Below are 25,671 nucleotides of genomic sequence, written 5' to 3'. Positions count from 1 at the left end.
TTCGTTTAGGCGCCCGGTATGTTTAAGGACGTAGCCTGAAATCGATCTGGCGAAGCACATCAGGTGCGTTAAGCTGCAAGGGTGAGTGCTACATAGATAGGCATGCTTTCTCTTGCATGGAGTCTATGATTCATCTATTCCATATCGCTTAACAGCTAAATGAAAAGGATGTCTACGATGGCGAAAAAACCGACAGGTAACGGTAAAGGCAATACGCCAGCGGGTGAGTCACTCGCCACTGTTTCATGCGGCACCGAAAAATTGCTATTGGCAGCCTTAGAGCGGGGCGGCAGTTGCCTTGAAACCGGGCGCTTTCTGATTAGCTATCGTGAAGGGCGGGTAGAAGAGGGCATTAAGTCGCTAAAAGCCCAAAAATTTCGGATCGCAGATGCGCGGGATTTCACCGATCAAGCCGTTAGCCTGGAAGATGTCGGAGATGCTGAGGCAATGGTCTTTCCGGAGCTTGGAGTAGCGCTGGTAGGCGGCGATGCCCTACAGCAGCATGGCATGAGTGCGCTGGGTAAGGTAGCCGCGGATAGTCCCATCGAAATTATTGAACCAGAGTATTTCGCCTTTTCTGAAAATTCTGAATATCTACGTGGTTTTTTGCGGGCAGCCAGCACCATCGCTCGTGATCTTGGTGTTGAGCTGGATTTGGAAGAAGGCGAAGAGCACCTTGAGGAGGATGCCCTTCGGCCAACTTGGGGCCTAAAACGCTGTAAGGTGCCGCAAAGTAGCTGGAGTGGCGCGGGTATAAAAGTCGCCGTGCTGGATACCGGGATGGATCTTGGCCACCCGGATTTCGAGGGTAGGGAGTTCGTTACCCGCTCATTCGTCGGGGAGCCGGTGCAGGATATCAACGGGCACGGTACTCACTGTATCGGCACAGCCTGTGGCCCTCAGGCGCCCGGTGAAAACACACAGCGTTACGGGGTCGCGTATGAGGCGCAGGTCTTCGTCGGCAAGGTGCTGACCAACTCGGGCAGCAGTACCGGGGCGGGCGTGCTCGCTGGCCTGAACTGGGCCATCGCCAACCGGTGTGAAGTGATCTCAATGTCACTTGGCAGCCAGAGCCCGGTGCAGGCCGCCTACACCCATGCTGGTGCAGCGGCGCTGCGTAATGGGTGCCTCGTTATCGCTGCAGCGGGAAATTCTGCAACCAATACAGGGGCGCCTGCCAACTCACCTACCGTGATGTCGGTGGCGTCTCTCGATCCGAACCTGAAGCCTTCAAGCTTTTCCAATCATGGCAAGATCGAGATTGCCGCGCCTGGGCGCGATATCTTCTCCTCATGGCCCCGGCCCACTCGCCATAAGACGATCAGTGGCACCAGCATGGCGGCGCCACACGTGGCAGGCTGCGCGGCACTGTGGGCACAGTCTGATGCCTCATTACGGGGAAGGAAACTGTGGGAGCAGCTAGTGGCTTCGGTGCAAGAGCTGCCGTTGCCTGAATCCGGCGTGGGAGCAGGGTTGGTGCAGGCGCCCTAATGTTAGACGACGCGCTGGGCGGGCGTTCCTTTCTGGCCGCTCAGTGCTCTTACTATGGAGATATGCCAGATGCCAACGGTAGCGCTATGGTTGATCACTATTTCCAGCGATCAACCGATAAATGAAATGGCCACGCGCCTCAGCGCTGAAGGATTAACCATCCAGGAGGTGCTGGAGGAGATCGGTTGCATTACCGGCTCGGCAGACGATGCCACGGCGGAACGGCTGAAAAAGATCAAAGGCGTAGTGGATATAGCGCCTGATATGCAGATCGATATGGGGCCACCGGGCTCTGAAGAGACTTGGTAAGCTCGGTAAATATTTCACTGGGAGAAACGACATGACGACCCCTGCAAAGAACACTGTTTGTCTTTGGTACGATGGTAGCGCAGGAGAGGCAGCACGTTTTTACGCTGATACCTTTCCTGATTCGTTTGTCAGGGCGGTTCATCACGCACCGGGAGACTTTCCATCGGGTAAGCAAGGGGATGTACTGACCGTAGAGTTTACCGTGATGGGTATTCCGTGCCTTGGGCTCAACGGCGGGCCTGCGTTTAAGCACAATGAGTCTTTCTCTTTTCAGATCTCAACGAATGACCAAGCCGAAACGGATCGCTATTGGAATGCTATTGTTAGTAATGGTGGCGAGGAAAGTGCCTGTGGTTGGTGCAAGGATAAATGGGGGGTATCTTGGCAGATAACGCCTGCCGTGCTGATTAACGCCGTCACTCATCCCGACCCTGCCGCCGCTAAGCGCGCATTTGACGCAATGATGCAGATGAGGAAAATCAACATCGCGGAAATAGAGGCGGCGCTTCACGGTTGAGATAGGGTGGATTAGCTCTTGTTTAAGTTAAGGATATTTCGTACAGCGGTTTAACTCGGGCATTATGAGTCTTAAAACTCAATATGTTACAATATGTAATTGCCCATTAGCCACGTCAGAAGAACCTGATCTCACCGGTGTTTCCCGGTAGGTGGTGGGTGGTGTAAAACTATCCAGTTCCGGAAATAGGTGATGATGAGAAAGCATGCGTCAATCCCCGCCGAATGGTGGGCCGATTTTCTTCTGAATCAATACTCGCGGTCACGCCGACTTGGCTACTTGTTGTCTGGCGTAGTGTTAGTGTTGTTACCCGTTTTCACCATTTTGGATGCAACTCTGGTCAGCTACTCTAACGGGGAGTTGATATGGAAACATATTCTCCTCCGCCTGCCCGCCGCTATTCTGGCGACTACTTTTTTGCTGCTCCATCATAAGAAATCTCCAGACTTTTGGGCTTATCCGCTATTGCTGACGCTGAATCTTTCAATAGTGGGAATGATGGCAGCCATGTTCGTATTGCACTATTCGGAGCAGGGTGGACATCTTCTCTACATCACTCAGGGGCTAACCTTGGCCATCATTGCTGTGGCTACAGCGACCGTCTACGGTGTTAGAGATTTGGTTTTGATATACGGCTTGCCATTTATGGCAGTAATCGCTTTTATTGTTTTTTCAGGCAGCCCGGTTCCAGATAACCCCATTCATTTGATCTTCATTCCCGCAGCGATGGGCATAGGCTTAGTCATTGCCACTATGCTTTACCAGGAACACCGGCGCACTTTTATTGCCAGCCAGCAACTTGAACATAGTGCTTTGACCGACGCGCTGACCGGCTTGCCCAACCGGCGCTCGATGCAAACACACTTGCAGGCAGAGTGGAGCCGCGCTAAACGCGACGAACAGTGTTTTGCTGTATTGATGGCCGACTTGGATCATTTCAAGGCTGTTAATGACCAGCATGGCCATGAGGTTGGTGACGAGGTGCTCACCATTCTTGCTAGCCGGTTCACCACGACTCTTCGCGGTGGAGATCGGGTTGCCCGCTGGGGCGGAGAGGAATTTTTGCTACTGATTCCAAATGCCACCGTGGAGAGCGCTATGGCTGTCGCCGAAAAGGTACGGCGAGTAGTCGCTGAACCGACTTTTGCCACCTCAGCAGGCCACTTGGCGGTTACATTGAGCCTGGGTGTGGCTCTTCACCGCCAGACTGAGAGCATTGACGAAGTGATCAGCCGCGCCGACAAGGCGCTTTACCGTGCCAAGCTAGAAGGGCGCAACCGCGCGGTACTGGCAGATCGTTGATGGCATGCCAGGTTTTTCAGATACCGAGACAGCATTGATTTATCTTACCCTTCCGCTTGCGGTTTTTTATTATCGCCGCGATGGTAAAGTATTTTTCACTGACTAAAGCCTACTTAAAGGAAGAACCATGTTGCTGACTCTTATCATCATTGTGGCGATCATCGCCGTTATTGCCTTTTACGTCATCGGTGTCTACAACCGGCTTGTGTCGTTGAAAAATCGGTTTGAGAACGCCTTTGCACAAATTGAAGTGCAACTCAAGCGTCGGCATGACCTGATTCCTAACCTCGTCGAAACTGCAAAAGGGTATCTGAGCCATGAGCGGGAGACGTTGCAGTCAGTCATCGAAGCACGTAATACAGCCGCCGATGGGCTAAAAGCGGCCGCGGCAAACCCAGGTAGCGCCAAAGCCATGGCAGACCTGGGCGGCGCAGAGGGAGCGCTGACACAGGCGATGGGGCGGCTCAATGTGGTCATGGAAGCCTACCCGGATTTAAAAGCCTCGCAGAACATGCAGCAATTGTCAGAAGAGCTAACCAGCACTGAAAACAAGGTGGCCTTTGCACGGCAGTCCTTTAATGACGCGGTGATGCACTACAACACTTATCGGCAGAGCTTCCCGCCGGTGGCAGTGGCTGGCATGTTCGGCCATGGGCAGGATGCCTCGTTGTTAGAGTTTGAAGACAGCGCCCAGATTCAAGCGGCGCCGAAGGTGTCGTTCTAATTTCAGGGAAAACGCGACATGGATTTTTTTACCGCGCAGGATAACGCTCGTCGTAAAACCGGGCGTCTGGTTGTTTTGATGGTACTGGCAGTACTCGCCCTGATTGCTGTTACCACGTTGGCAATTACCATCGCGCTGCATTTAATGGGGGAGCAATCCGCTTCACAAACCAATCTTTCTGCTCAGGGAATGTGGTCGGCACTCTCGATTGAACTTGTCATTGGCGTTGCTATTGCAGTGTTGGCCGTCGTGGTGCTGGGTGGTCTATTCAAACGCAGTCAGCTAAGGCGTGGTGGCCGGGTAGTGGCCGAAGCCCTTGGTGGGCGCGAGATCAATCTTAATACTCGCGATGCTGATGAGCGACGCATTCTCAATGTGGTTGAAGAGATGGCGATTGCCTCTGGAACGACAGTGCCCTCGGTTTATGTGCTTGAGGAAGAGAGTATCAATGCCTTCGCCGCCGGTTATCAAACCAATGATGCAGTGATCGGGATTACCCGTGGCACGATCCGTAACCTGACGCGGGATGAGCTGCAGGGCGTTGTAGCTCATGAGTTTAGCCATATTCTGCATGGTGACATGCGGTTGAATATGCGCCTGATCAGCATCCTCCATGGCATCCTAATCATTGGCTTATTGGGCGGTACACTGCTGCGTAGTATGCGTTTTCGAAGGGTGGGCGGTGGAAAACGCGACAACTCAGGCGCTGTCGTTTTAGCACTGGGGGCGGTGCTAATGCTGATCGGCTACGCGGGTACCTTTTTTGGCAATTTGATCAAATCGGCAGTCAGTCGGCAGCGTGAATATCTGGCAGATGCCTCTGCGGTGCAGTTTACCCGCAACCCTAAGGGGATTGGTAATGCGCTGGTTAAAATCGGCTCGCATACCCAGGGTTCTCACCTGCAAGCGACGCAGGCGGCGGAATTCAGCCACCTGTTCTTCGGTCAAGGCGTGCGGCAGGGCTTTAGCCAAATGATGGCCACCCATCCGCCACTTAAGGATCGTATCACGCGGGTCATGCCGGACTGGAATGGCCGCTTCGAAGCCACTGTCAGTGGCCATCAGAACTGGCCCACCCAGCAAACCGAGAATGACGCTCCCGAACGAGAAAGCAAATATGAGCGGTCTGAGGCGGGGCCCATATCCAGACCAGGAACAGGGACGGGGGCAATGGCCGCTGTGTTAACCGGCGCCTCTGCTCAGACTGCCATTAACACCATGGGCCAGCCTGACCGGCGCCACCTTACCCAAGCTAGAGCGACACTAGAGGCGCTGCCTGAGCGGATTAAAACCGCCGCCCATGAGCCCTATGCCGCTCGTGCTTTGATTTATTCACTACTGCTCAGCCAGGATAAGATAATGCGTAAGCATCAGCTCAAGGCGTTGCATCAAGTTGCACGGCCAGATGTTTACCGAGCGCTGATGGATTATGGCCCGGAAATGTTGAGGCTGGATGTACAGTTACGCTTGCCACTGATTGAACTGGTGCTGCCAGCGTTGCGGACGCTCTCAATGGAGCAGGCCCAGCACTTTCGCCTCTGTATGGAACGGCTGATAGAGGCGGATGGTGATGTCAGTCTGTTTGAGTGGACGCTATATCAGCTATTACTGAGTAACTTAGGCCAGCAAGGTAGTGGGCTCTCTAACCTCAAGTTAAACGATCTGCAGCGGGAGTGTCAGCTGCTACTCACGGTGCTTGCCACCGCCGGGCAAGATGACCCTGATGAGATAAGCGCGGCGCTCAACGCTGCTGAGAGTGAGTTGCCGTTCTCATTGAGGGCCACTGACGATATAAGTGATATGCGTGCGCTCAGCCTGGCCGTTGAGCGTTTGCGGCGCTTAAAGCCTCTGCAAAAGCCCGCGCTGTTGCAAGCGATGGCGCGCTGTATTGAGCACAGCGGACGTATTTTGCCTGCCGAAGCCGAGCTGTTCCGTGCTATGGCCGATATTCTCGATTGCCCCATGCCGCCACTGTTATCAGATGAGGCATAGGCAACCATTCGTGATACGGAGGAACCGCAACCATGGATGAAACGGAATCTTTAAATCGAGCCATCCATGAGGAGGTAGCGCTATTTCCATATGATACGGCTTGGCCAGCTCTATTTGAGAAGGAGCGAAACAGGCTTCTAGGATTATTTTCAGATGAATTTCTAGCCATTGAGCACATCGGAAGTACCGCTGTTTATGGTCTCTCGGCCAAGCCAATCATCGATATCCTGGCAGGCGTAGAGTCAATGCACCAGGCTGATGACTTGCTGGAGCCGTTGTGCCAAGCAAAATATGCTACATCAATGGAATACAACGCTTCGCTAATCGAGCGTCGTTGGCTCATGCGGTGGGCAGAGGGGCGCAGGACTCATCACCTACATCTTATGGTGTATGGCAGCCAAGAGTGGAATCGGCGTCTGGCTTTTCGCAATTACCTTCGTGAGAGCTCTACGCTAGCGCAGCAGTATGAAGTGAAAAAGCAGCAGTGGGCGGAGGAGTTTACGTTAGATAGAGAAGCCTATACGGCAGCGAAGGGGAATTTTATTCAACAAACATTGAAAAGTGCCTCACAACCTAGTTAACAAAATAATTGTCTTTCGTGGCGATATTACTTAGCTTCTTTATTGGCAGGATATGCTCGTTTGTGTATTGAACTCTAGCTCGTGTTAAGTAGGTTCGCTGCTCAGGAAACTATTTCCGTCTACCTATGGGGAGGTGATGATGCCGGCCTATGCAGTTGCTCTTATCCGCGAAACCCGATTCAATCCTGAAATTAAACAATATTTAGAAGGCATTGATGCAACGCTCGCGCCATTCTCGGGCAAATACCTCGTGCATGGTGGGCCATACATGCCGCTTGAGGGGGCATGGGCAGGCGATATGGTGGTGATTGAGTTTCCTTCCATGGAGCAAGCGCAAGGTTGGTATGACTCGGCTGCTTATAAAGCGATCCGCCCATTTCGTACCCGACATACAGAGGGCGATGTGCTATTAGTTCAAGGCGTACCAGAAGGGCATAAAGGAGCGGATATCCTTGGGTAGCGATAGCCGCTCCTTATGCTCCAGTGTGTTTACGATAAAAGTACATCTACTGAAATTTAGGCCGGTTGAGGTGAGGGAGCGCTTTCCAACGCTTCCTGCAACTCTTCAACAAGCGTTTCGACTTTCTTTATCGCGTCAGCAACTGATTTGGCCAATATCTCGCCGCCCACTTCCTGTCCTTCGATCGCGATGTAATGAACGCGAGTGATGCCGATAAATGCCAGTGCTGTGGCCAAGTGTGGCTCAAGGTGGTTCATATGGGCCATTGCTTCACCTGGCGCCATATTTACGCCGCCTCTAGCGGTGAGCACAACGGCATGCCTTTTTCGGTCTGTGAGCTTGGGTATGTAGGGGTCTATCGGGTTGGTATCATCGAACTCTACCGTTCGACCGGGCCGTACTACTTGGTCGACCCACGCCTTGAGGGCGGCAGGCATACCGAAGTTGTAAAGCGGCGTTCCGATTACCACAATATCAGCAGCAATTAACTCATCAATCAGTTGGTCGCTCTCTGTCAGCGCGTTCTTCATCCAGTTTTCTCGTCGCTCTTCTGGGGCGAAGGCAGAGGCAATCCAGTCGTGGCTGATAATCGACGGCGGGTTTTGACCTATATCGCGATAGGTAACCGTGTCTTGCGGTCGGCCTGATTGCCACTGGCTGACAAACTGATAAGTCAAATGGCGGCTATGCGAACCATGGTTATCTGTGCCAGCAATGCCGGGGCGGGCGCTAGCGTCTATAAGTAGAATGTGTGTCATGGTGGCCTCCTAATCTGAGTTGAACTCATCTATGATTAACAACAGGCTTAGCTTAGGCTGTGCCTTTCAGCCTGAACAAACGATCTTTTCTTGCAGCTATAGATGAGTGAAACTCATTCATGAGCCATCGCCGATTACCCTCTCTTTCGTCACTTCGTGCTTTTGAAGCGGCTGCCCGCCATGAAAGCGCTAAGCAGGCCGCACAAGAGCTGTCGGTGACTGCCACTGCCATTAGCCACCAAGTCCGAGGACTCGAAGAGGCACTGGGCGTTTCGCTGTTTTTGCGTAAACCCCGTCAATTGGAGCTGACACCTCAGGGCCGGGAGCTGCAGCAAGTGTTGGAAACAGCCTTTGATAGCATCAGCAGTGTCGTCGAGCGGCTAAGCGCTGTACCTGTTCGCCAAACCGTTACGCTCTCTACAACGCCAGCGGTTGCGGTGCGCTGGTTGCTGCCCTGGGTGTGTATGCTGCGTGACTCCCATCCAGATATTGATCTGCGTATTCATGCTTCGCATGAGTCGGTTCCGCTGGATGGGGTAACGGCAGACATTGCCATTCGCTATGGCGATGGCCGTTGGCCAGGGTTGGTCGCCGAGAAGCTGTTTGATAACACCTTTATCCCGACCTGTAGCCCACGCCTGGGTCTACACGAGGTAGAACAGCTACCGTTGCATCCATTGATTCACTTCAGCAGTCAGGGGGCCATATCATCACCACTGGATTGGGCGACGTGGCAGAAAGAGGCAAAGGTGCCTGGGCTGGACGTGAGTGCCGGGCTGGTCTTTTCTGATGAGACCCACGCTATCTCGGCTGCCGTTGGGGAGCAGGGTGTAGCGCTGATGAGCCGACAGTTGATTCAGGATGAGTTGGAAGAAGGGCGCTTGGTACAGCCCTTTGGCCCGGAATTCGAGGGCAAACCGTTCTTTCTGGTCTATCCAGAAAGCCGACGGCATGACCCAACCATTCAAGCGATCAGTGATTGGGTGTTGGCGGTGCCGGGTGGGTTGTGTACGTTGATGAATTGATAGTGGAGAACTTTTATACCGTTATCTTATAGGCAAGCTACCCATCCACCTTGCTGACTTGGTTAACAGGCCACGCTGCTGGATGACCTTCGAAGCTTCGCTGTTGTTCAAGGAGCTTCTAAAGTGAAGCTCCGAGCTGATGCTCGTCCTACTGCAGGTGAGAAATGCTGTTTCCCTGAGTTCAACTCATAGTATTTAAGAGCCGTCGCTCTGGCAGTCAAGGAACGAAACGATGGAAGTAATTATTAATACTATAATATCCGAGTTTTCGGATTTTAATGACCTGAGTGAATTCATTATTGTTGTGATTCGCTTGCTGTTGGCGGCTGTACTAGGCGGTCTATTGGGGCTCGAGCGAGAACAGAGAGGCAAGGCCGCTGGAATACGCACCCATATGCTGGTTTGTATGGGGGCGGCTTTGTTTATATTTATACCTCAGCAAACGGGTATCTCTGATGCGGAAATGAGCCGGGTCATCCAAGGCGTTATTGCTGGCATCGGTTTTCTTTGTGCTGGCACCATCATCACCCGAAAAGATGAAAAAGGTACGTCAGGGCTTACCACGGCGGCAGGGGTTTGGTTGACGGCGGCAATTGGCATAGCCGTAGGCCTAGGACGCGAGCAGACGGCGGTTTTGTGTACGCTGCTGGCCTGGGTAGTCCTCTATGTAGTGCCTTTCTTTTCCGGTTCAATCAGCAAGAAAAAGTCTTCGTCCTTGGGCGATGACGAAGATAATACCGATATTTGATGGCAGCCGAATGCAAAAACTAGAGGGCGTGAATGAACAGAGAGTTAAATCCTCTGGTAAGGCCTCGCCTTTTTATAATCAGGGAACTACACCCAGACGGTATAATTATTATTTGTTGGAAGCCTTCTCTCTTCCACTGGGGCTTTTCCTTCTCGCATAGCTCTTTCTCGGCTTACCCGTGCGTTTCGCCGGGCCACCGGCCTCACCCTGGGCGGTTTGCAGGCTCTGCCTAAGCTTTTCTGCATTGCTGTGGGTGAGTAATCCGCGCAGGTCATCCAGCAGCGCCTGCTGAAACGCGCCAGGGTCGTCCTGCTGTTCGGAAATCGCCCGTAGCCGCTGCTCCCATAGCGCGGTGCTCTCAGGTGTGCTTACGGCACTGGGCAGGGCGGCGATTAGGGCAGTGCCAAGCTTGGTGGCGCGCAGGGCTTTGTGCTGGCGTACCAGGTAGCCGCGCTGTACCAGGGTTTCGATAATGCCCGCCCGGGTGGCTTCGGTGCCCAGGCCATCGGTGTCGCGTAGAGTTCGGCGAACATTGGGATCATCCACATAACGTCCAATGTTCATCATTGCCTTGATCAGGCTGGCATCGGTGAACGGTTCCGGCGGGCGGGTTTCCTTCTCCTCAACGCCTGCGCCCAGCGCCTGGCAGGGCTCGCCTTGGGTGAGTGGTGGCAGCGGTGGTGTTTCATCCCGAGTAGTGAATAGCGGTTTCCAGCCGGGGTCGAGAATGCTTTGCCCGCGGGCGCGGAAGGCTTCATTAAGCAGTGTAAATTCGGCTTTGACTTCGAAGGTGCGCAGCGGACGGTAGAACTGCGCCATCACGTTGCGCACGATCAACCGAAACACATGGCCTTCGGTAGCGGAGAGCTGGCTGAAATCCGCGGGTTTTCCGGTCGGTGCGATCGCGTGGTGGGCACCGACCTGCTTATCGTTCCACGCCTTGGAGCGTAGGGTAAAGTCTGCTCCATTCAGCCACTGCTGAAGCGCATCATCGTTTTGGCAAGCACTGGTCAGGCTGCGCTGGGCAAGCTGAAGATGCTCCTCGGGTAGGTAGCGGCAATCAGAGCGCGGGTAGGTGATCAGCTTGTGGCGCTCATAAAGCCGCTGACAAATATCCAGCACCATCTGCGCGGAAAGCCCGTGACGGCGGGCGGCATCCACTTGCAAGGCAGAGAGCGAGTAGGGCAGAGGCGGTGCTTGACGTTTCTCCTGCTGGTCGAGCTTGGTGAGTTGCCCTGATGCGCCGGGTAACTGAGCCGCCAGGGCATCGGCGTGCCTGCGGTCAATCAAGCGGCCTTGATCATCGAGGGGGTGGTGTTCTTTGGGCGCCCACCAGGCGCGCAGTTGACCCTGGGCAACCTTGAGATCCACCCATAGCGGATAAAACGGATGGGGCACAAAGTCACGGATGGCGTTATCACGGCGCACGATTAATCCCAGTACCGGGGTTTGCACACGACCGACAGAAAGCACACCGTCGTGCCCCGCTTGTCGGCCGGTGAGTGTCCAGGCGCGGGTTAGGTTAATGCCATACAGCCAGTCGGCGCGAGAGCGGGCCTGGGCTGCCTGAAACAGCGGCTGGTATTCGGCGTTGGAGCGCAACTTGGCAAGCGCCCGGCTCACTGCAGGTTTATTAAGGTCGCTGATCAGCAGCCGCTGTACCGGGCCGCGATACTTCATATATTCGATCACTTCCTGCACCAGCAGCTGACCTTCGCGGTCAGGGTCACCCGCGTGAACCACATCCGTTGCTTGTTTGATCAGCTTGCGGATCACCGCGAGCTGCCCACGCGCCTTGGGGCGTGGCATGAGTTTCCACTGCTGCGGCACAATAGGGAGCCGATCCAGCCGCCACTGTTTGTCAGCGGGGTCATAGGCTTCCGGTGGCGCTTGTTCTAATAAGTGCCCTAGGCACCAAGTGACCGTGGTGTCGCCACATAGCACCGCGCCCTCCTGGCGTTTGCTAGTGCCCGGTAACGCCTCGGCAATGGCTTGGGCGAGGCTGGGTTTTTCGGCAATTATCAGGCGCATAGCAGCGAAGCCTTCATCGTATCCTTTGATGGCGCCTATGGTAGCAGACCCATTGATCTATATAGAGCAAGGAGTCGTAGGGGGATGTATAGTGATGCCAACTATTTCCAAAATATTTTTATTGTATATATTTTGTATAAATAATTCGGCTTAGTTAAGTGGTGAGTTGAGTAACCAGGAGAGACAGCAAATGCGTGATCGAGGCAGAACACGACGTTTAATGGGATTGGGTGCACGCACCGGTGGAGCGCTGCTGAAAACCCGTTTAGGTGGCCAAGCGGATTGGCGAGCCCTGGGCGAAGCGCTGTTTGAGGGGCTTTCAGAGCTTAAAGGCCCAGCTATGAAGCTTGCCCAAATTATGTCCCAGTGGGACGACCTGTTGCCTCCCGATCTCGCCGAGGAGCTTGGCCGCCTGCAGCGCCAGGCCGCACCGATGCCCTGGCCACGTATTCATGAAGCGCTGGTTCAGCAGTACGGCGACATTGACCACTATTTCAGCGAAGTCGAGGAGCGCCCCTTTGCCAGCGCCTCTATGGGGCAGGTTCACCGCGCGACCACCCATGAGGGAGAAACGGTCGTGCTCAAGGTGCAGTACCCCGGCCTTGCTGAGGTTTTGGAGAGCGATTTAATCCAGGTGCGACGCATTATGCGTTTAGGCCGCTGGTTTAAAGTGCCCCAGGCGCGCTTGGACGCGCTGTTTGAAGAGCTCGCCGAAAGCCTGCGTGGGGAACTGGATTATCACGCCGAAGCTGCTGCGTTGGCCCGTTACCGTGAGCGCTATAAGGATGATCCACGGCTAATGATTCCCGAGCCTTTGCCAGCGCTCTCCGGCCCCCATGTCCTGGTGATGCGCTACGTGGAAGGAACGCCATTGCGCGAATTAGCCGAGGCAGATGACGCGACGCGCCAGGGCATTGCCAAGACATTAGCGGACTGGATTACCCAAGAGCTGTTTGCCTACGGCGAACTACACGCCGACCCCCACGCGGGTAATTTCGCCGCCGATGCCCAAGGGCGACTGGTGATTTACGATTTGGGCGCGGTAATTGCGGTCCCCGATGCGCGCATAAGGGCGATGATGCAACTGTTGGATGCCACCTTGAAGCATGACCCCATGGGGATGGACGAAGCCTTGATGCAAATGGGTGGCCGCCAGGGGCAGGGCGCACCGTTGGCGCTCTATCGTGAATCCGCTGAATGTATCGCGCCACTGTTTGAGCCAGGCGAGCAGGATTTCAGCGATGTGCGGGTGCACCGTCGTCTGCGCGAGCTAACCCCTAAAGTGTGGGCGGCGATGGATCGCCTACAGCCTCCTGCAGAAACGCTGCTGCTTTCCCGGGCGCTGAACGGCCACTATTGGAATTTAGTGCGTTTGGGCGCGCGACTGAATATGCACGAGCGCACGCTTCCGCTATTACAACGAGCCTATTAATGATCAACCGATTGCCACTGCGACCATGTCGGCCTTCATGCTAAACTATGCCGCTTTTAAACAGGTCATTGTTTAATTCGATATCGTTGAACACGACATCGTTTAACAAGCCATCCTGTCACAACATGGAGACGGCAATGCTGGCGGTATGGGTCGATCAGCTGCTGGGATTCGCCTCCGGGGCACTCTCGGCAATCAGGCAACAAGAACACTATCCGGATTTTATGACCTGGGTGCGCGCCAAAGGCGCGGATTCATTTGAAGGCGATGTGGCCATGGCCCAAGCGCTGGCGCCAGTGCTGTGGTCGCAAACACCACTAGAGCGGCTCGACTTCGCCTGTGAGCCCCTCGCCACGCCAGGGCGTAATGAACCCTGCTGGTGCGACTCAGGGCGCAAATTCAAGCAGTGTTGCTATCAGGTTGAGTTCCCTACCGAGATTCCCGATCAGATGATGTGGATGCTCTCGCTGCGCGAATGGAAGGGCGCGACCCTGAAAGCCGCGTTGGATAGCCAACAGGCTCCGGCTCAAGCGCTACTGGAAGCCGGGTTGATTGCTGCTGAAAGCGGCCAGACGGGCCGCGCTATGCAAATCCTTGAATCGCTGTTCGATGGCAGCGATTGGTCACGACTGCCCGAACAGGCCGAACCCGCCTTTGAAATCCTTTTGGATATTTATCAAGAGCGCGGCTTTAGCCGTAAACGTGCTGACCTGCTTGATGATGTAATGGAACGGGGGCCGCTGTTTTTGCGCGGCGTGGCTCTTGAGCGTTTATGCCTGATGCACTTGGATAACGATGATTTGGATAGTGCTCGTGGTGCCTTTGTGAAAGCTCAGCAGGCGCTACCCGATTCGCCTACCTTGGCCTACATCGAAGCCATGCTATTGCTGCATGAAGGGCATGAACAGGAAGCCAAAGAGCGCGCCAACTTCTGGTATCGTCGCCTGGTTCGCCAGGGTGACCTGGATGAAGATCAGCTGGATTTTTTAGCCGCGTTGGCGGATAACCCCGGTGCGACGCTTGCCGATCAGTTGCTTAGTGCGGAAGAGGATCTGGCAACGCCGCTGGTAGCGCTTCAGGCATTGCTGGCCGCGCTGCCCATTGCCCCCAAAATCGATGTGAGCGCTGACCCTGAAAGTGGGCGATTGCTATATAACACCAGTGCTCGTGAAGAGACCTTGTTTGCCGCTTGGCATGAGCAGTTTCAGGTGTTGGTTGATGAAGACGTAGCGTTGGGCTTCCGCGATGATCCCTGGGGCAACGCCATTGAGTGGATGTCGGCACTCTGTGCACATCCTGAGTGGCTGGACGCCCCACAGGTAGTGCAGGACTTAACGTTGGCGCTCACCAGCCGCTTTGGCAGCCTGCCGTGGATGGCCCCAAGCCTACTGGAGCCACTGGCGCTTCGCCTCTCGCGCTGGTTGGAACAAGCCCGCGCTGAAGGCGACGGCAACTTGTGCTGGGACGATGCCAACAACGCCATGTTGCTACGCACAGGGCTAGCGCTGGTGGTCGGCATGGAGCGCGGCGCGCGTCAGCACTCCCGCGAGTTGGCCGAAGAGCTACTGCTGATCGACCAGGAAGATAGCTTAGGGCTGCGGGAGCTGGTACTTGACCAGTTGCTGCGCGATGATCGCAACGAGGAAGCGTTGGCACTTGCGGAAGAGAATGACGACGACGGCTCATTGGTGTTGGGGCTTTTAATGGGTAAAGCCCTGGCACTCTATCGGTTAGAGCAGCGCGAGGCGGCAGAAGCGGCGCTAGGCGATGTGCTTGGCCATAACCGCTACGCGTTAGAGCTAATTTGTGCAGATAGTCCGCGGCCTTCCATGCCTCACCCCGATGGTCAGGTTGACCCCGGCTCCCGGGCGGAAGCGTGGCAGTACCGCACCTTGATGCGCGATCAGTGGCGGACTACGCCAGGGGCCTTGGACTGGCTCGAAACACACCGCTAGCCTAAACCTTCAAGCCTGTTTAAGCAGGCTTGGGGGTAGGCACTAGCTGCTTGTCTCGACTGATCCAAATTGCCAAGATAATGGCGGGAAGGCCCAGTAACGTTGCGATGACAAAGAAGCTTGGGTAGCCCTGAGAGGTTACGACCAGCCCACCAAAACCGCTCAAAAACTTTCCTGGCAGCGTCATTAGTGATGAGAACAGCGCGTACTGCGTTGCAGTATAGGCGCGTGATGTGAGACTGGAAAGAAAGGCGATAAACACCGCACTGGCTAAGCCGTTGGCAAGATTATCGCCGATAATCGTCACCACCAGCATGGGCAACTGATTACCCACCACGGCAAGCACGGCAAACAGCAGGTTAGTCACCATCACCAACCCCGCGCCGAAGATCAGCAGCGGGCCAATGCCGTAGCGCGCCACGCATAGCCCGCCTAGAATTCCACCGGTAATGCTCATCGCAATGCCGAATATATTGGTCACGTTAGCAATCTCTGCCAGCGAAAAGCCCAGGTCGATATACAGCGGGTTGGCCATGGAGGCCATGGCCAAATCGCTGATTCTAAATACGGCAATAAACACCAAAATCCACAGCGCTTTCACTCCATAGCGGCGAAAAAAGTCGGTAAACGGACAGACGAGCGCACCAATGCTCCAGGCACCCAGGCGGCGTAACAGTTTGGGCTTACCGCGGCTGGCGCGAATAAACGCCCGGACCTTAGGTTCATGGATAAGTTGAATAGAAAGCGAGGCGCGCTTAGGTTCAGGGCGCAGCAGCACGGTGAGAACGCCAATACCCATTAGTGCCGCCATGCTCAGGTAGGCCACATCCCAAGAGGCAGACGCCGCGATATACAGCGCACCTGCGCCGGCAGCAAGTAAGCCACCGCGATAGCCAATAATATAGGTCGAGGCCATGGCGGCCTGGACATCGTCATCGGCGGACTCAATGCGATAGGCATCGATAGCGATATCCTGCGTCGCTGAACCAAACGCCACCAGCAGTGCAAAGAGGGCCACCCAGCCGAGATTACCCACTGGGCTCAAACTGGCCAGCCCCACTAACCCTGAAACGATCAACCCCTGGGCTAACAGCATCCAGCCGCGGCGCTGGCCGAAGGCGCGGGTCAAAATCGGGAGCGCTAACCGGTCGACCACCGGCGCCCAGAAAAACTTGATCGAGTAGAGCATGCCAATCCAGGCAAAAAAGCCAATGGCCGCTACCTCCACGCCGTCGCTACGCAGCCAGGCGGAGAGCGTTGAAAACACTAATAAAAAGGGCAAGCCTGCAGAAAACCCCAAAAACAGCATGGTAATAACGGGTGCACGACAATAAATCGCCAGCGCGGCAAGCCAACTGCGCTGGGGGGTGGGGTTTAACATTAAACGCTACTCCTGGTGGAAAGACGCTGGCAACGGCCAAGTGATAAACTGAAGCAGTGTTTCTATTCCAAAGTTCTATCACAAAACCGACAGCTTACCGGAGAGGAGTTTTCCATGTCGATTACGGCGCATCAGGTAGTTACCTTGCACTATGTCCTCAGCGACGTGCTCAACGATGGCAGCAAGCAGGTATTGGATGACTCCCAAGCGCGCAATAAGCCGTTAGAGTACTTGCATGGCCACGACAATATCGTGCCAGGGTTGGAGAGTGCGCTAGCAGGTCAAACCGTTGGCGCCGAACTCAGCGTTCAACTAATGCCTGCTGATGCCTACGGTGTGCGTAACGAAGATTTGGTTCAAGAAGTCAGCCGTGGCTCATTTGGTAACGCTGAGTTGGACCCGGGCAGCCGTTTTCAAACTGAGGGCGAAGCCGGGCCGCAAATTGTTACGGTACTGGAAGTCGATGGCGACCGCGTTACCGTCGATACCAATCACCCCCTGGCCGGGCGCACGCTGAACTATAAAGTAACCATTTTAGACGTACGCGAAGCTACCCGTGCAGAATTAGCCAAAGGCCATCCGTTACCGCCAGGTACCGAACACAGTAAAGTTGAAGACCGTAAGGTGCTGTAGCACCCAAAAATTGATCAGTATCAATTTCTTGTTTAACCGCTTACCCCCGCCGTCCGTAACTTGATCTAGGTCAGCATTCTTCTGCCGCTGAGTGGCTAGTATGAGCACATACATCACGGCGGGGGATTCACCATGTATTGGGATGACACAGTTATTTTCGGCTTAGTGACCGTCGCGTTAGTAATCGTTTTTATGCTGGGGTGGGTGGGCTTCGTGATTCGTGATCATCTACGTAAAGATGAGCGTAAGAAGTAGCTTTCACACCTCATGTAAACCTTGTCAGGGGAGGGGGTTTGCTAACGCAGTAAACCTCCTGTTGCCAGCCCACCATGGGCTGGCTTTTTTTTGCCTGAAATGTGCTGAAAAGTTGAAATCGCATAGCGGTGCGTTGATGAGCAATGCAAAGCGTGCTCTGGTAAAGTTCATTGAAGCAATGACTACACTAGGAAGCTTTGCCATGAACGCAGTTGCCTTACACCGCAGCCCGTGGGGTCGTGTACGTGATCGATTAGCGTGCGCGTTAATTGTCGTGGGCATAACACTTCCCGCGACTGCCTTTGCCCAGGCATTGAATATGATCAACGGCGATGTCACTCAAAAGGTTGCTTTAAGTGATTTACATGCCATGTCCGATACGACGTTTACACTCTATGACCCCTATCAAGGGCGCGATGTGGAGATGCAGGGCGTCGAGTTTCGCACCTTTCTGATTGAACAGTTTGGCGAAGTACCCCCCGCGCTTCATTTTACTGCCTGGGACGACTACGAGGTGACCTTAGAAGGGTGGGACGACCCTAACTGGTACCTGATTAGCTCTGAGGATGGCGATCCGCTCACCATCCGCACGCGAGGTCCTGTGCGGCTGGTAGAACGTGACTACAATAATCAGGGCAATGGTGATCGCGACGTAGAAAACCTGCGTGAGTTCAATGACTGGATCTGGATGATTCGTAGCATAGAGGCAAAGTGGTGACATCCAAAACCAGGCCTGTCGCGCAGCCAACAGTTCGTCCCCGGCCTTTAGCTCGCCAGCACCGCTATTTTACGTGGTTATCGTTGAGCTTGATGAGCTTTTTGGCACTTATGGTGCTGATTGTTTATGAATCACGCTGGGTATACCCCGAAATACAGGGTTATTTCAGCCAGACGGGGAGTCTTACAGGTCAGCAGCTTTCTACTCGGGCACGGGTCTACCTACAAAATGCCCAATCCGAGCTATTGAGTGACCAGGCAGAGCAAGATGCGCTGGATGCCGCCACCTTGGATATTGACCTGGCCTACGGCTTAACCGATGTGCACATTTATCGGCGTGAATATACCTGCGCTGAGCCTAGTTTGAAGGAGTTAGATCGGCTGGCGGCACTGTTCGTGACGCGGGGTATTGACCGTGTCGCTGCGGCGATGGCGTTGTTCGCACCGATTCAATGCTTAACCTATATTGAGATGAATCAGCTTGATCGCCGGGGCGCAGCGATTAACGACTTTTCCGAAAGCACCCGTCAGCATAGTCAGGTGCTGACTTACTCCAGTTTATTGATCTTTGTGATGGGATTGGCGTTTTGGTGGCTCCATGAGCGCCAGCTAAAACGCACAGATCGTGCCACCCAAGAGACCTTCGAGTGGATAAAGCGCGCCATGCGCGACCCGCTCACCGGGATCGGTAATCGCAGCGCTTTGCACCATGATGTGTTGGCGCAGCAGCATCAATCGTTGGGACTGATTCTGGTCGACATCGACTTTTTTAAACAGTACAACGATGCCTATGGGCATCCGCAAGGCGATACCCTTTTGCGCCAATTGGCCACATTGATTGGTGAAACTCTGAATGATGAAGCGCAGCTCTACCGCTTGGGAGGCGATGAGTTCGCGGCACTACTTCACTGCCCGAACACTGACACGCTGAAGCGTTACTGCCGCCAGTTAATTGAAGGGCTGCGGGAAGCTGGTTTTGCTCACCCCGCCCATCCGGATCAAAAAGGCGTGACGTTAAGCGTTGGTGGTAGCTGTTTTGTGGCCGATGAAGCAACGTTTCCCAACGCTTACGAAGCCGCTGACAAAGCACTCTACCGGGTAAAAGCGATGGGCCGTGACGGCTGGCAGGTTACTGAAGACGCATAACGTCTGCGTACATAGGGGCGAGTCTGCCCAACAGTTCATTACGCGCGCCAAGGGCAATACCCTGCGCCTGCATAGCCGCATCGAGATGTTCCACCAAGCGATTAAAATGCGCATCTGTTAGCCCCATATGTTGATGAGCACGACCCATCGGCGGGCCTTCATAGCGGCAGGGGCCATCGCTTACATCGCATAGCTGGCTGGCCAGGGATTCAGCAAATAAATCGATATTGGTGTTAGCAAAAAACACCACTACTTCGAGATCATCCGCAATTCGGTATAAGAGATTCTCGACCACCGTGTCGATAGTGCCCTGACCGCCAAGCCGTTCGTAAAGCGTTGTTGATTGAGTGGCTGACTGATGAGTGCAGCCTGCGAGGGTAATTGCGATTGTTGCAAAAATAACCGCTATTAAACCACGGTGTGTCCGATTGTATTTGTGTGGAAAGCTCATAGCGCCCCGCTTAGAAAGCTGCCTGAAGTGAAAGATAGCCGCCGCGTTGGGAAGGTAGGCCGGCAATGTCGCCTAAGTTCAACCACGCGCCCGTGAGTGATAAGTGCTTATTGAAGAAGTAGGCATTGTAGAGACTTTGCCAATCATCCTCTTTAGCTACGATTAGGTTATCGGGTTTCTGACGATACTCTGCACCGACAACCCATTGCGGGGTAATAAAAACGCCCACGCTCCCCTCGGCCATCCACGAGCGGCTTCTCTGCTCGCCGCCAAAGCCAAGCAGACCGCCCTGGTTGGCATTGGTATTGCGCAGGGTGGCGTTGAGTAGCACATTGCGCCCGGCAACAGCACTAAACAGCAGCTTGCTGGCGCTAAGATACACATCGGTACCGCTTGTTTTATCGGCACCGAGGGCGGTGGGAATGGTGCCATCAATCAGTTGTTTATGTTGCATCCCAACACTCCAAATGCCCCAAGGGTGATAGAGCACATCGCCGAGCAAGCGCACTTTAGCACCGTAAATATCCTGGCCTAGCTCGCCACCCAGGGTATCTAGGTCAAGCGTTTGACGCGCCACAGAGACTTCAATACGGTCATAAACATTCAGACTAGCGCCGGTCACCGTTAGCCGATAATCGTCCACCCAGGCGCGGGTAGCGGCAGCAGTGACGCCTATTTCCTGTTCGCTGGCGGTGCTGGTCAGCACTGCCCAAGGCGATAAACCTCCTCCCGCGGCCCCTTCAATGGCACTTACCCCACCGGTACCTACAATACGGCTACCGGCAGAGGAGGTTGCGGCCGCAAATGCTAAACAGACCGCTAAGCAGGGTGCAAGGTAGCCGGAAAGGGAGTGTCGAAAGGGGGCGGTGGGGGGCGAAAACATAGACTGAAATAACATCATGGCTTTTTCTGGAACGTCTTAAGTATGGAAGACATCGGGTGGGGCAATGACAGCGGCGTAAAATTATCCAGCCAAGCGGGAAGTTCATCCGCTGGCATAGGTTTAGCAATCCAATACCCCTGTAAATAGTCACAGTCAAGCTTGCTTAACAGCTCGGCGCTGGCGCGATTCTCAACGCCTTCGGCCACTAAGCGCAGTCCTAAACTGTGGCCCATTTCGATAGTTGAGCTGACAATGGTTAAGTCATCTTTTTGGGAGTCAATCGCCAGCACGAAAGACTTATCGATCTTGAGTTCATCCACGGGTAGACGTTTGATTTGCGCGAGGGAAGAGTAGCCAGTGCCGTAATCATCAATCGCAATACGCAGCCCTAGCTGGTTGAGCTCTATCAACGTGGCCATAGCGGCATCAACGTCCTGCATAACGGCACTTTCAGTGACTTCGATACTCAGGCGGGCAGGGGCAAGGCGATAGCGCTCAAGTAAGCTGGCTAAATAAGTGGCTAATTGGCGATCCATTACATCACTGGCGGAGAGATTAACCGCTACGGATAAATGATAACCACGTTGCTGCCAAGCATGCAGCTGAGCGCAGACATTGGCCAACATCCAGTGGCTAAGCATGCTGATACTCCCCGAGCGTTCGGCCAGGCTAATGAACTCATCGGGGGGGACAAAACCCAATGAGGGGTGGCGCCAGCGCATCAACGCTTCGCACTGATCGACACGACCGTTACGGGTGCCTACTTTGGGCTGGTAGGCCATCCACAGCTCACCGTTACCCACCGCATCCTGTAGATCCCGAATCAAGGTGAGCTGGCGTAAATGGTGCTCATCCTGGCCCTCCAGGTAGCGCTGATGGTGGTGTCGGTGACGACGCGCCATATCCAATGCTATATCGGATCGCCGCATCAGCAGTTGTGGGCTGTCGCCATGGTCGGGGTAATTTGTTTCACCCGCTGAAAGTGAGGGTGTGATGGGTGATTGATCAAGATCGATAGGGTGATGCAGCCTAGTGAATAGTCGGGTACGCCAGGCAAAGTCGCTTCTTGACTGCTTGACGAGCAGCAGCAGCTCTTCACCATCAAGCCGGTAGGCTGTGCTCTCCGAGCCATCAAAGTGCTGCAAGCGCTTGGCCAGGGTAACCAGCACGTGATCCCCCAGCGCATAGCCGAAGGTGTCATTAATGTCGCGAAAGTTGTTAATTGCCAGGCGCAGAAGGGTAAACGGCTCACCGCGTTTGATCAAAAGGCTGATATCTTCCTGGGCGCTGATGCGATTGGGCAAGTCGGTAAGAAGGTCGTGGCGGGACTGGTGATGAAGCGTCGCCTCGCGCTGAGCGATGCCCTCCTGCATGGCGAGCAGTGTCGACGCCAAAAGACCCGTTTCACTTCGCTCAGTACCAATGGGTAGCTCGGTAAAACGCTCTCCGCGTCCAATGCGCTGAGCCGCCTTCGCCAGTTCCATTAGCGGTTTGCTCATGCTCCGCGCGCTCCACATGGCTATGAGTACGGTAAACAGCAGAATCAGAGCAATGATCCCCAGCAATTGCCACTGCAGCGAGCGGTAAGCGCCAAGCAACTCGTTGCGTGAGAGTTGTAACAGCGCATAGGCCTGGTTGACGTCATCGGAGTAGAACTGAGTCGCGTAGGTCAGGTACTCGGCATCCGGCGTCATCTGGCTGTGTAAGGCATATTCGCCTGCGATTAGCTCATCGTCACGCCCGCTCATTAACTCCTGGGCCAGTTGCTCGGGATGAGAGCTGGCAAGGTAGCTGATCTCGCCGTTATCGCGATAGTTAACTACGCTAATGTCCAACCCGGTTAATGCATTAATCTCTTCCGTTAACGCTTCATTGATTAAAAAACCCATACCCACCCAGCCAATCAGGTTTGGGGCACGCACGGGGAGCAGGGCAAACTCATACGGCTGTCCCTCAGCGATGACAACACTAACGGCTTCGCCCTCTTGACGGGCACGATCGAGCAGTTGCGGGAAAGGCATTGGGCTATTTTGCGCGTGATGGCTGCTGGCCAAAATACGCCCGTCCAGGCCACTGAGTAACACGATATCCGCCTTGACTCGATCACCATGGTTGGCCAATACGGAGTAGAGTGTTTCGGTGTCCTGAGTGGAAACGGCGCTTTTAAAACCGAAGTCATCGGCGAGGATGGCGACGTTATTAGCTAACTGCTCACCGCGGGCATCCAGCAACTGGTTAAGCACTTTGGCGCCTACTTCTAAGCGCTGTGAACCTTTAGCGATAACGTCATTTTGGGTCGCGCGGAGAAACGCCATCCCTGTGGCAAGTTGCGAGACAATCACCACTGTCAGTAGTACGAGCATCAGGTGCGTTCTAAAGCGCATAGCAACCTCACTAAGTGGCTGATCGCCACCTCCTTAACACTGATAGAGACTTAAGTGGCATCTTTAAATCGCTGCTGAAGGGGAGAGAGTGTTGGCGCAGGGGGTGGTAGCGCGTTGAGTTCTAATCTGACTTCCAATTGGTCGGTATCGGTAATGATGCCTTCCCACCAGACTTGCTGGCTGTCATCAAGACGCGGGTGCCAAACGCGCACACGATGCTCACCAGATGGCAGCGCCGGCAGCGTAAGTATGCCCTCGGCGTCCGTTGTCGCCGCGTAGGGGGCGTCACTGACAACAATAAAAGCCTGCATATGGTCGTGAATATTGCATCCTAAAACGACAATGCCGGCTTGATCTAAGTGCACCGGTGGCGGCGTTTCTTGCAGGTATAGATTTAAATCAAAGGTTTTGGCCGGTGAAAAAGAATACACATGATGACGGGTTGTATCTTGGTTGGGAAATGCCACATGGCTGCCGCTAGGAACGGTTAGTACTTTGGGGTGGAAGGTAGCATCACGTTGATAGATGTTCTCTTCTTGGGGGGGATTCGCCTCCGAAGTATAGTAAATCTCAACGACTGCGTTCTCAAGCGGCTGGCCATCAGAACTGCTTATAGTTATTTGCGCGGCGTTAGCGTTGGGGACAATTAGGATGATTACTGCCAGTGCCAATAGCGGGGCTGTGTATGCACTGATAAACCCTCTAAAAGGGCGACGTCGTAGTGTTGGCTTTGGCATAGAGGTCGGCATCCCGCATTAAGCTGGCAAAGTGTTAAGCCTAATAGTGGATGGATTATGCAAGAAAGTCATGCCTTTGGCTTAACGGTAAGCCAACATTTGCCAAAAAGAGTAAACAATAGGGAAAGCACACTTGTGGAGTGGTGCTCTAAAGGCGCAGTGGTTAAAGTGAATATTGTAAAACGGTGTTCGTTAACTGTGGAGAAGAGAGATGAACAACGATGCAACGCCAACCCTATTAAAGCAGCGCCGCTCTCGTCGGCAGGTGTTAACCAGTTTAGGCTTGGGCGCAGCGGCACTCTATGTAGCTCCGATGCTGCTGTCGATGAATCAAGCGCAGGCTCATGATCATCGCTCTAGGCCTAGCGGCCAACATCGAGGTCATTCTAGGCCTAGCTATTCAAGACCCAGTTATTCAAGACCCAGCTATTCAAAACCTAGCTACTCTAGACCCAGCTATTCTAGGTCTGATTATTCACGCCCCTACGGACGTCGTGAACGTCGACGCTGGGAGCGCGATGGGGTTATTGAATTGCGCATTAGCCGTCTACTTCCGCATCGCTGGTGATAATGGCCATGAACTCAGTGACTGACTATTCGCTTCCCGGTATAGGCCCCTGTATCCGACTGGTAGGTGCGCAACCCTTGTTGCCCGTTCTTCAAGCGGCGATGCCCGGCTGGGCATTAACTGAGTGCCCACGCCAATCTGTTGAGCCTGATATCTGCGTTTGGCAGCAAGAAGAGGGCTACTGGCAACAGGCGAATGCGCTGCCCAGAGGCATGTGGCTTGAAACGGCGGTAGGCGCAGCCTGTAGTGTTATTGCAGATGTAGCGGGTGCTTTTTTGCGTAAACAGCCTAATTATATTGGGTTGCACTGTGGCTCTGCCGAGATAAATGGTCAGCTAGTGATTTTCCCTGAATCGCACCGTGCCGGTAAAAGTACGCTGACGTCTGCGTTTGCGGCCACAGGGTATCGAGTATTCGGTGACGACGTGTTGGCATTAACGCCTGAAGGGGAAGGCGTGTCGCTTGGCATTGCGCCAAGGCTTCGTTTGCCTCTCCCTGATTCTATTAATGCCGGATTTCAGGATTTTGTCAGCGCACATCAAGGCCCAAGCGATCACCGCTACGGTTATTTAGTGCTGGATGAAAGGCTACTGGCGCACCATGGTGTGAAGCGGCCCATAGGTGCGATCATATTAATTGACCGTGACAATAGTGTCACCACTCCCAAATTATCATCGCTTCAGCACGGGGAGGGGTTATGGCAGCTGCTAAAGCAGAACTTTGCTGATACGCTTTCCGAACAGGTACTGATCACCAAGTTTTTGCCCTTGGTTAAGCGTATTCCCTGTTTTTTACTGCGCTACTCAGATGCTTACCAAGCAGCAGAGTTTGTAGGTCGTGAGCTTAAGCGGGCGCTACACGACCAGCCATCAACTTACACACCACCCTCGCAGGCAGCGTCAATGCCTGAAGCAGCTGCATTGGAGAGAAGCGATCAGCGTTGTTGGCGGGCCTGTAAAGCGGCCCATGAATACTCCTTGGGCGATGAACTATTTGTGATTGTCGAAGATGGCGGTGCGATTCACCGCATGAATGTCACTAGCCGCGCCGTGTGGCTGCTATTGCAAAATGAAGCAATGGATATAGACGAACTAAGTAAAACATTGGCCGAGTTTTTTATGCCAGTTTCCCGTGAACAGGTTTCCAAAGATATGTCTTTATTGCTAGCCTGGATTTCTCATAGTACCTCAG

At 54.1% G+C, this 25,671-nt stretch carries 25 protein-coding genes; 18 read left to right on the top strand and 7 right to left on the bottom strand.

Features of this window, described 5'->3' with window-relative positions; translation table 11 throughout:
* The first annotated feature begins 177 nt into the window (after nt 1-177).
* From HZU72_RS16820 to HZU72_RS16785, 8 genes are all read left to right on the top strand, one after another.
* A complete protein-coding gene (locus HZU72_RS16820; RefSeq protein WP_180094149.1) occupies nt 178-1,491 on the top strand; it encodes a S8 family serine peptidase in 1,314 nt (437 codons plus the stop codon).
* Nucleotides 1,492-1,560: 69 nt separating this feature from the next.
* Nucleotides 1,561-1,800, top strand: coding sequence for a hypothetical protein (locus tag HZU72_RS16815; protein WP_035578737.1), 240 nt, complete (start codon nt 1,561-1,563; stop codon nt 1,798-1,800).
* A gap of 31 nt (nt 1,801-1,831) precedes the next feature.
* Complete coding sequence (locus HZU72_RS16810) at nt 1,832-2,317, top strand: VOC family protein (protein WP_180094147.1); 486 nt, start codon at nt 1,832-1,834, stop codon at nt 2,315-2,317.
* 192 nt (nt 2,318-2,509) lie between these two features.
* Nucleotides 2,510-3,619, top strand: coding sequence for a GGDEF domain-containing protein (locus HZU72_RS16805; RefSeq protein ID WP_180094145.1), 1,110 nt, complete (start codon nt 2,510-2,512; stop codon nt 3,617-3,619).
* Nucleotides 3,620-3,746: 127 nt separating this feature from the next.
* Nucleotides 3,747-4,343 (top strand): LemA family protein, encoded by a 597-nt coding sequence (locus HZU72_RS16800; protein ID WP_180094143.1) that lies wholly within the window; start codon nt 3,747-3,749, stop codon nt 4,341-4,343.
* Nucleotides 4,344-4,361: 18 nt separating this feature from the next.
* Nucleotides 4,362-6,335, top strand: a complete 1,974-nt coding sequence (locus HZU72_RS16795; RefSeq protein ID WP_180094141.1) for a M48 family metallopeptidase — start codon at nt 4,362-4,364, stop codon at nt 6,333-6,335.
* A 32-nt stretch (nt 6,336-6,367) separates the two neighbouring features.
* Nucleotides 6,368-6,916 carry a GrpB family protein gene (locus tag HZU72_RS16790; RefSeq protein ID WP_180094139.1) on the top strand — a complete coding sequence of 183 codons (549 nt, stop codon included), beginning with the start codon at nt 6,368-6,370 and terminating at the stop codon, nt 6,914-6,916.
* Between the two features lie 139 nt (nt 6,917-7,055).
* Entirely contained in the window at nt 7,056-7,376 is a 321-nt protein-coding gene (locus HZU72_RS16785; RefSeq protein WP_180094137.1) for a DUF1330 domain-containing protein, read from the top strand.
* Nucleotides 7,377-7,432: 56 nt separating this feature from the next.
* On the opposite strand, the gene HZU72_RS16780 is transcribed toward HZU72_RS16785, so the two are convergent.
* On the bottom strand, nt 7,433-8,134 hold the full coding sequence (locus tag HZU72_RS16780; protein WP_180094135.1) for an FMN-dependent NADH-azoreductase: 702 nt from the start codon (nt 8,132-8,134) through the stop codon (nt 7,433-7,435).
* 119 nt (nt 8,135-8,253) lie between these two features.
* Between HZU72_RS16780 and HZU72_RS16775 the strand changes: the two genes are divergently transcribed.
* Together HZU72_RS16775 and HZU72_RS16770 are read left to right on the top strand one after the other, a co-directional pair.
* The gene (locus HZU72_RS16775; protein WP_180094133.1) at nt 8,254-9,159 is read left to right on the top strand and encodes a LysR substrate-binding domain-containing protein; all 906 of its coding nucleotides are present in this window, start codon (nt 8,254-8,256) and stop codon (nt 9,157-9,159) included.
* 232 nt (nt 9,160-9,391) lie between these two features.
* Nucleotides 9,392-9,907, top strand: coding sequence for an MgtC/SapB family protein (locus tag HZU72_RS16770; protein ID WP_009286495.1), 516 nt, complete (start codon nt 9,392-9,394; stop codon nt 9,905-9,907).
* Between the two features lie 108 nt (nt 9,908-10,015).
* Here the strand turns inward: HZU72_RS16770 and HZU72_RS16765 are convergent, their stop codons facing one another.
* A complete protein-coding gene (locus HZU72_RS16765) occupies nt 10,016-11,938 on the bottom strand; it encodes a DNA topoisomerase III (RefSeq protein WP_180094131.1) in 1,923 nt (640 codons plus the stop codon).
* 190 nt (nt 11,939-12,128) lie between these two features.
* Between HZU72_RS16765 and HZU72_RS16760 the strand changes: the two genes are divergently transcribed.
* Both HZU72_RS16760 and HZU72_RS16755 read left to right on the top strand, forming a co-directional pair.
* Nucleotides 12,129-13,370, top strand: coding sequence for an ABC1 kinase family protein (locus HZU72_RS16760; RefSeq protein WP_180094129.1), 1,242 nt, complete (start codon nt 12,129-12,131; stop codon nt 13,368-13,370).
* A gap of 137 nt (nt 13,371-13,507) precedes the next feature.
* A complete protein-coding gene (locus HZU72_RS16755; protein WP_180094127.1) occupies nt 13,508-15,325 on the top strand; it encodes an SEC-C domain-containing protein in 1,818 nt (605 codons plus the stop codon).
* A 19-nt stretch (nt 15,326-15,344) separates the two neighbouring features.
* Here the strand turns inward: HZU72_RS16755 and HZU72_RS16750 are convergent, their stop codons facing one another.
* Entirely contained in the window at nt 15,345-16,706 is a 1,362-nt protein-coding gene (locus HZU72_RS16750; RefSeq protein ID WP_180094126.1) for an AmpG family muropeptide MFS transporter, read from the bottom strand.
* A 114-nt stretch (nt 16,707-16,820) separates the two neighbouring features.
* Here HZU72_RS16750 and HZU72_RS16745 point away from each other — a divergent pair, with 114 nt between their 5' ends.
* The 4 genes from HZU72_RS16745 to HZU72_RS16735 all read left to right on the top strand — a co-directional run bounded on the left by HZU72_RS16745 (nt 16,821) and on the right by HZU72_RS16735 (nt 19,457).
* Nucleotides 16,821-17,339, top strand: coding sequence for an FKBP-type peptidyl-prolyl cis-trans isomerase (locus HZU72_RS16745; RefSeq protein ID WP_180094124.1), 519 nt, complete (start codon nt 16,821-16,823; stop codon nt 17,337-17,339).
* 132 nt (nt 17,340-17,471) lie between these two features.
* Nucleotides 17,472-17,594: a cytochrome c oxidase subunit CcoM gene (ccoM, locus tag HZU72_RS24055; protein ID WP_263364941.1), complete on the top strand. Its 123-nt coding sequence runs from the start codon at nt 17,472-17,474 to the stop codon at nt 17,592-17,594.
* 202 nt (nt 17,595-17,796) lie between these two features.
* Nucleotides 17,797-18,312, top strand: coding sequence for a hypothetical protein (locus tag HZU72_RS16740; protein WP_235976158.1), 516 nt, complete (start codon nt 17,797-17,799; stop codon nt 18,310-18,312).
* A gap of 92 nt (nt 18,313-18,404) precedes the next feature.
* Nucleotides 18,405-19,457, top strand: coding sequence for a GGDEF domain-containing protein (locus HZU72_RS16735; RefSeq protein WP_208458133.1), 1,053 nt, complete (start codon nt 18,405-18,407; stop codon nt 19,455-19,457).
* Here the strand turns inward: HZU72_RS16735 and HZU72_RS16730 are convergent.
* From HZU72_RS16730 to HZU72_RS16715, 4 genes are read right to left on the bottom strand one after another with little or no spacing between them, the layout of a single operon-like run.
* Nucleotides 19,441-19,908: a group I truncated hemoglobin gene (locus HZU72_RS16730; RefSeq protein WP_180094119.1), complete on the bottom strand. Its 468-nt coding sequence runs from the start codon at nt 19,906-19,908 to the stop codon at nt 19,441-19,443. The two genes, HZU72_RS16735 and HZU72_RS16730, sit on opposite strands and share 17 nt — an antisense overlap.
* Nucleotides 19,909-19,918: 10 nt before the next feature.
* The gene (locus HZU72_RS16725; protein WP_235976157.1) at nt 19,919-20,809 is read right to left on the bottom strand and encodes a DUF3034 family protein; all 891 of its coding nucleotides are present in this window, start codon (nt 20,807-20,809) and stop codon (nt 19,919-19,921) included.
* On the bottom strand, nt 20,806-23,175 hold the full coding sequence (locus HZU72_RS16720) for a bifunctional diguanylate cyclase/phosphodiesterase (RefSeq protein ID WP_180094117.1): 2,370 nt from the start codon (nt 23,173-23,175) through the stop codon (nt 20,806-20,808). Before HZU72_RS16720 ends, HZU72_RS16725 begins: the two co-directional genes overlap by 4 nt.
* A gap of 50 nt (nt 23,176-23,225) precedes the next feature.
* Nucleotides 23,226-23,912: a carboxypeptidase regulatory-like domain-containing protein gene (locus HZU72_RS16715; RefSeq protein ID WP_180094115.1), complete on the bottom strand. Its 687-nt coding sequence runs from the start codon at nt 23,910-23,912 to the stop codon at nt 23,226-23,228.
* Between the two features lie 344 nt (nt 23,913-24,256).
* On the opposite strand from HZU72_RS16715, the gene HZU72_RS16710 reads away from it, so the two are divergent.
* Together HZU72_RS16710 and HZU72_RS16705 are read left to right on the top strand one after the other, a co-directional pair.
* Complete coding sequence (locus HZU72_RS16710; protein ID WP_180094113.1) at nt 24,257-24,505, top strand: hypothetical protein; 249 nt, start codon at nt 24,257-24,259, stop codon at nt 24,503-24,505.
* Nucleotides 24,489-25,671: PqqD family peptide modification chaperone (locus HZU72_RS16705; protein WP_180094111.1), on the top strand; the 1,183-nt coding region annotated here is incomplete at its 3' end. The genes HZU72_RS16710 and HZU72_RS16705, both read left to right, overlap by 17 nt.

The organism is Vreelandella sedimenti, assembly GCF_013416325.1.
Classification (GTDB): Bacteria; Pseudomonadota; Gammaproteobacteria; order Pseudomonadales; family Halomonadaceae; genus Vreelandella; species Vreelandella sedimenti.
This window is presented reverse-complemented; position numbering and strand designations above follow the sequence as displayed.